Annotated in this window: 5 protein-coding genes; 2 read left to right on the top strand and 3 right to left on the bottom strand. The window is 50.8% G+C overall.

From position 1 onward, the window contains the following. Positions 1-45 precede the first annotated feature (45 nt). The 3 genes from egtD to H6F91_RS25930 all read right to left on the bottom strand — a co-directional run bounded on the left by egtD (position 46) and on the right by H6F91_RS25930 (position 3,004). On the bottom strand, positions 46-1,026 hold the full coding sequence (gene egtD, locus H6F91_RS25940; RefSeq protein ID WP_190772810.1) for an L-histidine N(alpha)-methyltransferase: 981 nt from the start codon (positions 1,024-1,026) through the stop codon (positions 46-48). Positions 1,027-1,079: 53 nt separating this feature from the next. Beyond that, positions 1,080-2,345 carry an ergothioneine biosynthesis protein EgtB gene (gene egtB, locus H6F91_RS25935; protein ID WP_190772809.1) on the bottom strand — a complete coding sequence of 422 codons (1,266 nt, stop codon included), beginning with the start codon at positions 2,343-2,345 and terminating at the stop codon, positions 1,080-1,082. Positions 2,346-2,815: 470 nt separating this feature from the next. Beyond that, the gene (locus H6F91_RS25930) at positions 2,816-3,004 is read right to left on the bottom strand and encodes a CsbD family protein (protein WP_190772808.1); all 189 of its coding nucleotides are present in this window, start codon (positions 3,002-3,004) and stop codon (positions 2,816-2,818) included. Between the two features lie 883 nt (positions 3,005-3,887). Between H6F91_RS25930 and H6F91_RS25925 the strand changes: the two genes are divergently transcribed. After that, on the top strand, positions 3,888-6,554 hold the full coding sequence (locus H6F91_RS25925) for a hypothetical protein (RefSeq protein WP_190772807.1): 2,667 nt from the start codon (positions 3,888-3,890) through the stop codon (positions 6,552-6,554). 401 nt (positions 6,555-6,955) lie between these two features. Then, positions 6,956-8,329, top strand: a complete 1,374-nt coding sequence (locus H6F91_RS25920; protein ID WP_190772806.1) for a peptidoglycan-binding protein — start codon at positions 6,956-6,958, stop codon at positions 8,327-8,329. Positions 8,330-8,373: the final 44 nt, after the last annotated feature.

Below are 8,373 nucleotides of genomic sequence, written 5' to 3'. Positions count from 1 at the left end.
GGGAAAGAGCCGGGGGATCTCACGGGCACTCAGCGTTAACTTTTCCTAGGCAACGGAGTGTAAATAATGCAGGCTAAAAAGTTGATCGGGATCAGTCCAAACACATTTCGTCTGGAATCCTGCCATAGCGGCTAAGTCTTGGAACTCAACGGTGCTGTATTTGTAAGAATGTTCAGTGCGAATGTGCTCACCCGCCTGGAAAGAAATACTCGCATCTCCAATTTGAACCTCTTGCTCGATGAGGCTGACAATGTACATTTCAATCCGCCCGATGGGATTGTAGAACGCTTTGTAAGAGAAGTTTTGCAGGTTGAAATTGGCGTTCAACTCACGGTTGATACGGGTCAATACATTTAATGCAAACGCGGCTGAGACACCTTTTGCATCATCATAAGCTGGCTCCAAAATAACTTTATCCTTTTTCAGGTCAACTCCAATGAGGAAATCTCCCTGGGGTTCCAGAATCATGGCCGCATTTTTGAGAAACTGAATGACATCCGTAGGTTCTAAGTTACCAATGGAAGAACCGGGGAAAAAACCAACCTTACGCTTGCCTTTCAAAGGCGGAATTTCTGGAAGATGGAGGGGTTGGGTGTAATCAGTGCAGATGGCGATCGCCTCTAATCCTTCATAAGCCCCGACCAATTGCACACAAGATTCATACAAGTGTTGTTTGGAAATATCCAGGGCAACATAGGTTTCTAAATGGGGCATGGCATCCAGTAAGAGCCTCACTTTCTGGCTACTGCCGCTGCCAAATTCGACCAGCACACCATCTCCAATGAATGTGGCGATTTCTGCCGCATTGGTTTGCAAAATTGCCATCTCTGTACGGGTCAGATAATACTCATCCAGCTCACAGATGGCGTCAAACAACTCCGAACCTGTCTTGTCATACAGGAACTTAGGGGAAAGTGTTTTTTGTGGCTGGCTTAAGCCCTGCAACACTTCGGTTCGAAAATCCTCCAGGGGCGGATGCAAGTCGTAAAGGGTAACGGGGGCTTGCTGATTGAGAATTGCAGCCATTGAATGTTGTCTCCAAATAAGTGGTTTGAGAATGGGGGGATCTCTCGTTGTTGCTATGCCAACCGGAAGCCGCTGAATTGCCAGCGAGCTGAGGGCGGGAAGAAATTGCGGTAGGTGGGACGAATGTGGTTTGGAGGCGTCACGCAAGAACCGCCCCGCAGCACAATCTGGTTGCACATAAACTTGCCGTTATACTCACCCACTGCCCCAGGTGCGGTCTTAAAGCCGGGGTAGGGAAGATAGGCGCTCTGCGTCCATTCCCACACATCCCCAAACAACTGGTCGGGACGAGTTAGACCAGCAGCGGGTATGGGATGGAGGTAATCATCTTCAAGAAAGTTGCCTTTGACTGGCACAGATGCCGTTGCAACTTCCCACTCTGCCTCTGTAGGCAGCCGTTTTCCGGCCCAGCGAGCGTAGGCATCTGCTTCAAAGAAGCTGACATGGCAAACAGGCTCATTGAGGTTTAATGGACGCATTCCTCCCAACGTCATAATCCACCAGTCACCATCCCGTTTCTCCCAGTAGAGGGGGGCTTCCCAGCGCTGCGTTTGCACCGTTGCCCAGCCCTCCGATAGCCAATGATCCGGTTGCTGGTATCCCCCAGCCTCAATAAATTCCAGGTATTCTCCATTGGTGACGAGATGGGCCGCCAACCAAAAGTCTTGAAGGTAGACCTGGTGCCGGGGCAGTTCATTGTCAAAGGCAAACTCATTGCCCTCAAAGCCAATGGCATAGAGGTTGCCGGGATAATCCAGCCAGGACTCTTTAGAAGGAGTTGTGGATTGCGTGGCCTCCTTCAGATCAGTTCGGTATGCAGGACGTAGAGGATTAATCGCAAAAATGTGTTTGATGTCCGTCAGCAGTAATTCTTGATGTTGTTGTTCGTGGTGGAGTCCTAGCGTAATCAGATCTTTTACTTCAGGGCTGAGCGGTGTGTTGAGGAGCGATCGCATCCCATCATCCACGTAGGCCCGGTAACGATACACCTCTTCCACCGTGGGGCGAGACAGTAACCCCCGCTGAGGTCGAGGATGACGCTGCCCCACTGCCTCATAGTAGGAGTTGAATAGATAGCCATATTGGGGGTGAAACACCTCATACCCCGGCAAATGGGGCACGAGTAGAAATGTTTCAAAGAACCAGGTGGTGTGAGCCAGATGCCACTTCGGGGGGCTCACATCAGGCATACTTTGGATGCCGTAATCTTCAATCGCCAGGGGGTTGCAGATGGCTTCACTCAGGCGGCGCACCTGGGGATAGGCGTCCGCCAGAGCGATAGGAACTGGCGTGTGAACGAGAGACTTTGGAATAACCATGGTAGGGGGTTCCCTGGAAATAGTCTTTAATAGCTTAGGGAGAGAACACAGTTCCCGCCAGTTCTATAAGGAAGAATACAAGTGTTGCGTTTGTACAATCCCGTGGGTTGATAGGGAAATACAGCCTATTTAAAGGAGTAACTTGATGATTATATAGTCTAAAAGTCATTAAGTGGTTAGGATAGGACTTACCTATGCTTCTTGCGCTTGTCGCTTCATGCGGACTTGTACTTATGCAGATGGGGTGTGATGAAAGAGACAGTTATGTCCCTTTCATCACACCCCATCCATTTGTTTGAAACATGACTGTTTTGTGTTCGCGTGAGCATACAAAAAAAGCATCCTCGAAGATGGGATGCTTCTTATATGCTTTCAAGATGGTTGTTTCTTCTTGTGTCAGGGAGTTGGGGCGATCGCCCCAACTCCCTCAGGGTTTCATCTCATTCACTAAAGCGGCTTGCAGATGCTATTTATAGTCCATCTACTGCTTTTTTCAAATTATCCTTGATGTTTTCTACGGTGTGTTCAGCGGATGCTTCTTGCTGTTTTGCCCGGCCTGCCACTTCATCTTGAGGATTGCCTGTCACCTTGCCAACCGCTTCTTGAATCTTGCCTTCAATATTTTTACCTGTTGCTTTCGCTCTATCGTTGATACTCATGGTTATATTCCTTTTATCGCTTCTATAGGGTTAGAAAAATCTAGGGTATGTTTTAAAGCTGGTTGGAAGAGTTATTTTTTCGTGCGCTTCGCGTAGGAAAAAGACCCCTTAAAACAGACCTTAGTATTTAACAAGCGTAGCAACTGGATCGCTGAACCTGGCTCTATCGTTAGCCTGAACCTGTATCAATCCGCTGGTAGAAAAAACACTCTTCCATGTTTGGTGCGATCGCCCGGCACAACCTTCAAGAGGCCAAGCAAGCCGCCTGAAAGACTCACAGAACTGATATTTCTTGACTTTTAGATGACTTATTTATCACAAATCTATATTTCGGGGTTATTACCCGTTTTCTACTACCACTCGCGCTGAGTATTTTACTTTTGCAGTAATAAATAATATTCCCGTCTCCTTACTCAGCAAGATAAATCCGTACTTCTACTGGTTTTTTCTACAATTTTTCATGACAATTCCTCCGATATCCCTAAATTTAACCAGAGTTTAAGCATCCGGAAATTGTGCAAAAAAATATTTGTTCTATGTTTTCCGTGATAAGACAGTTGCTTGCGTTTTCTAATAATAGAAAGTGCTTATAAGAATGAATAAATTAATTCCAGTAGACATCAGAAAATTGTTGCCATCTTCATAAACATTAGGCTAAGTTCTGGGAGGAAGTTTTTCAGTAAGTTTCATTCCACCTGTATTCCTAGTCTTGTCAGGTCAATTTCAAGTATTGGGAGAACAGTTTCTCAAAAGTTTCGCTAAACCTTATGAAACAGTTTCCCTAACCATCGTTTGATTCTGTCATTCGATCGTTTGCGTCTGCCAATTCATTACAGATTTTGCTGTGCAATCTGTGCAAACATTTCGTTCAGAGGACAAATAGATGGCGACTAACAATACGCTCCTTTCTCAGGAAACCAATCTTTTAGGCACTGAGCTAACAACCACGGCTACGCCCATTCGCATTGAAGCTGAGCGTCTGACGTTAACGGGATATCGTACTGAAACGACCTCGGGTTCTGGAGCTTCTGGGGGAAGCCAGATTTCCCTAAACCAATCGACCAGCAATACAGGGTCCGCTGTTGGCACCTTTAGTGGGCCAGCAGGTACTTACCAGGTTCGTGTAGGTTACTTTGATGAGAATGATGGCGTCGCTTCGGCAACTATTCGCGTTGCTGGGCAGAGTAACTCCTTTTCGTTCAATCGCAGCACCCTTGATAACCTCGCCAGTCCCAGAACCTTCACAACACGTGTAACCCATAACTCAATTCAGTTGAATCCGGGCGATCGCATCGAGATTCAAGGCACGCGCAATCAGGGCGAATATGCTCGGTTTGATTACATTGAGTTTGTGCCTATCTCTGCCCCATCAGGAGGTAGCACACCTCCCACCAGCGGCGGCAGCACACCCCCCACCACGGGCACCGCGGCAGCCAATACAAACATTGGCACCAATCTAAACGGTATTAGCGATTGGTCAACTCAGTATCCCTTTACCGACTTCTTCAAAAACGCCCGTGCCTGGATACCGGGAACATCCAGCACCTGGAATACTGGGGAAACCAGTCGCATTGATTTGGATAGCCAGGGTTGGGTGCGATCGCTACCCACTAGCAGCAGTGGCCTGCAATTCAATCGAGTCACCACCCTGGTTCCTACAGCCGCCAAGTTCAATCGCTACATCGTGCTGTATGACGGGGAAGGGGAGTTGCGCTACGCCGGGAATGGCACTCGTGACACCACCGCTTCACGCCCCGGACGGGATGTGATCACGACCACGGGCAACAACCCCATTCAGCTCAGTATCGTCAGCACCGATCCTAATCGCACGGGTAATTACGTCCGCAACATTCGTGTGATTCCAGAGCCCTACATCAACATTTACCAGACACAGCCCTTTAATCCTGATTTTGTTAACAGCGTGCGGGGAATGGAAACCCTGCGGTTTATGGATTGGATGGATACCAACAACTCCACCCAGAGAAACTGGAGCGATCGCCCTCAGGCCAACGACGCCATTTACTCGGCCGATGGAGTGCCGCTGGAACTGATGGTGCAATTGGCAAACCAGACCGGTGTTGACCCCTGGTTTAACATCCCCCATCAGGCCACCGATGACTACGTTCGCAACTTTGCCCAATATGTGAAAGAGCATCTCAATCCTGGGCTGAAAGTGTATGTGGAGTACTCGAATGAAGTATGGAATGGGATATTTTCCCAGACCAGCTACGCCACACAACAGGGCAATCTTCTATTTCCCAATCAGGGCAGCAGTGACTTCGATCGCAATCGCCTCTTTTTCGCCAAGCGCACCACTGATATTACCCGAATGTTTGATTCGGTATTTGGTGCAGATAAAGGTCGAGTGATGGGCGTATTAGCCGCTCAGGCTGCGAATACGGGAACTGCCACGTCTGTCTTGAATTACATTCGTAGCCAGGGCTGGACACCGCAGCAAGCCGGGATTGATACCATTGCGATCGCCCCCTATTTTGGCGGCTACCTGGGCAACTCCCAATACGAAAGCACCATCACCAGTTGGACTCGGGACGCAGATGGAGGTCTTAATCGGCTATTCCGCGAACTCTCCAGTGGTGGCCAGTTGAGCGGCGGCCCCACCGGGGGTGCCCTGGCTTCTGCGACGCGATGGATGCAAAACTTTGCTAGCCTGGCCCGGCAAAATGGCCTGACGATGACAGCTTATGAAGGCGGGCAGCACCTGGCGGGAGTAGGTAACGTTGCGAATAACCAGGCCATCACCAACTTGTTCATTGCCGCTAACCGTGACCCGCGTATGGGCGACCTGTATCGGCAATATCTCAATAACTGGAACAACTCAGGTGGAGATTTATTTACCAACTTTAGCGACGTTTATACCCCCAGCAAATGGGGCAGTTGGGGGGCACGGGAAAGCCTGTATCAAACCACCAGTCCTAAATGGAGTGCATTGCAAGACATCATTCAAAGTCGCCTGAGCGCGGGAAGTTCTAGCCCCACGACCCTGACGACCAGCGGCTTTAGTGAAACGAATGCGATCGCCCCCCTGGCGGTCACGGTCGATGGGAGCAACACCAGCGATCGCCGTGTTATGAACGACCCCAATAGCCTTGCCCCCAGTGGTTCTGATGGCTCCATTCAAGCCTCCAATCGCGGTGGAGACGACTTCAGCTTGCAAGCCGTCACAGATGATGTCACCGTTTCTGTTTCCGATGACCCCATTAGCGGAACAACACAGGTGCCCACCCCTGGCGGTAGTCGTGGTGTGAATGGTAGCGATGTTGCAACCGATCAGCTTCTGGTCGGCGGTCAATTCCCAGGATGTGAACAACCCGCTTCTCTATGGATGGCTCCTACTCATCCCCTACAGGCGTCCGTAGCCGGGCAACCGGGGGCGATCGCCACACTCAATAGCGATGTCCTCTCACTCCCGGGTGTTGGCAATGGCAATACAACGTCCCTGGATCCCCTTGCTGCACCCCAACCCCTCGCCCTCGAAGGGTTGACGGAGTCCAATTTCCGAGGCATGGCATCTAGCAGCACGTTGGCATAGTTTTCTCTACGTCGCTCAGCTCAGTATTTAGATTTCCGGTGAAAGAACCATAACAAGGTTCTTTCACCGAATTTGATTCAAAGCAGTAAAGGGAGGGCTTAGCCCTCCCCTTACTGCTTTGAATCAAATTCGGTTGTTTTTGTGAGAGCCACGCGGAGCGCGGCTCTCACAAAAACAACCAGATTTTAAGTGCTTGAAAAACGCTGTAAATATTGCGCAACTGGATAAAACTTTTGTCAAGCATTATCCGGTTTGCCGGATGGTGGCTTGTAAAGGGGGGTAAGCAAAATTGTGACCGTTGTGAATTCCCCTGGAAATATCCAGGAAAGATCGTTACCCATGGCTTGAATCCTGCACCATTCGTACAATTTCATGCCCCTCCAACGAGTTGAGCAGTAATTATGGTGATGCTTCTAACCTGCCCTGACTGCATCCCGTCCGAGATTGGCCCTGTTTCCATTCAGCAGACCGATGTGGAGCAGGGGGATAACGTGACGGTGGCGATCGCCACAACATCCTTCTCCACCCCCAGCATCGAGACACCCGATGCTATTACTCAGGCTGAATTTGCGCGTACACCTCAGACGCCCCCTTCCGTTCCGGCCACCCAACCCAATCGTGCATGGATACAATCAGCTGCCGCACCCGTCCAACCCCTCCTGCAACTGGGTAGCCGGGGAGAAGCGGTGCAAAGCTTGCAAACCCAGCTCCAACAACAGGGTTACTACACCGACGCCACAGATGGCATTTTTGGACGACGCACCCAGGCAGCCGTACGAGCATGGCAGCGATCGCACAATCTACCTGACGATGGCATGGTTGGTGCAGAGACTTGGGCCACCCTGACTTCACCCTCAGACCCTTCTTCAGCGTCTTTCACGACTCAATCACCTGAGGCTCCAGCACAACCTCCAGCCGAGACCTCAGAATCGTCTCCAGAAGCCACGCCTCAACCCCAGGCAGCTAAGCCTTCCCAGCTAACAGAAGCCCCGGAGGTTCTCCAGGAAGCTACGCCTCAGCCCCAGGATCGCCCACGGGCTCCGATCACCTACGATTTTGACACGGACTCCCCCTCCTACGCCCTGTGGATCGTTGGTTGGGCTGTCATTTATGGAGCAGGCTGGGTCATCATCATCCGTGATGGAATGCGCCAGCATCAAGCCAGGCGTACAAAACGCGCTATTCCCGTTGAATCTCCCCCAACTTACCACTCCAGTCCCAACCCCCCAGAAACCGCTCCCAATACCGAACCCTCTAACCCTCCCACTCCCCGATCTGAACCTGTCGCCGCGATCGCAGCCCCCACAAAACCCCCGGCTCCTCCACCGCAGTCTCATCCGGCTCCTTTACCTGAACCGATCGCGATCGCCTCACCTCCACCGCCCGCTGCCCCAGAAATGCCGCTGGTGGAAGCGATCGGAGAGGAAGTCCCCATTGCACTGGCGAATGCCGGACGGCTCACCTCGGAAGACTATCTCTTTCCTTATCTGGAAGATCACGATAGCGACATTGTCGATCTATCCGACGAACAAGTCGTCGCCCGTCTTCCGGCCACAGCAACGGACCTGGAAGAAGAGGTCTTCCACTATTCCCTAGTCGATCGCGCTGAAGGTTTATTTGTGTTGCGGGGCAATGAGCTGCGTGTTCTTAAGAGTCGCCTGGAACGCTATGGCAAGGGTCAACCCATTCACAAAACCATCACCATTCGCCGCACCAGTAACCGTGGGGAGTTTATCGACAAGTCTTTTAACTTGACTATCGGCAAAACAGCATAAGTAACCACTGTTATTGGCGGGTAGGGGCAGGTGGACTAGCAAGC

Origin of the sequence: Leptolyngbya sp. FACHB-8 (genome assembly GCF_014695575.1) — a bacterium.
Taxonomy (GTDB): domain Bacteria; phylum Cyanobacteriota; class Cyanobacteriia; order Elainellales; family Elainellaceae; genus Vacuolonema.
Note: the sequence above shows the minus strand (reverse complement) of the source record. Positions and strands in the feature narration are given on the sequence as shown.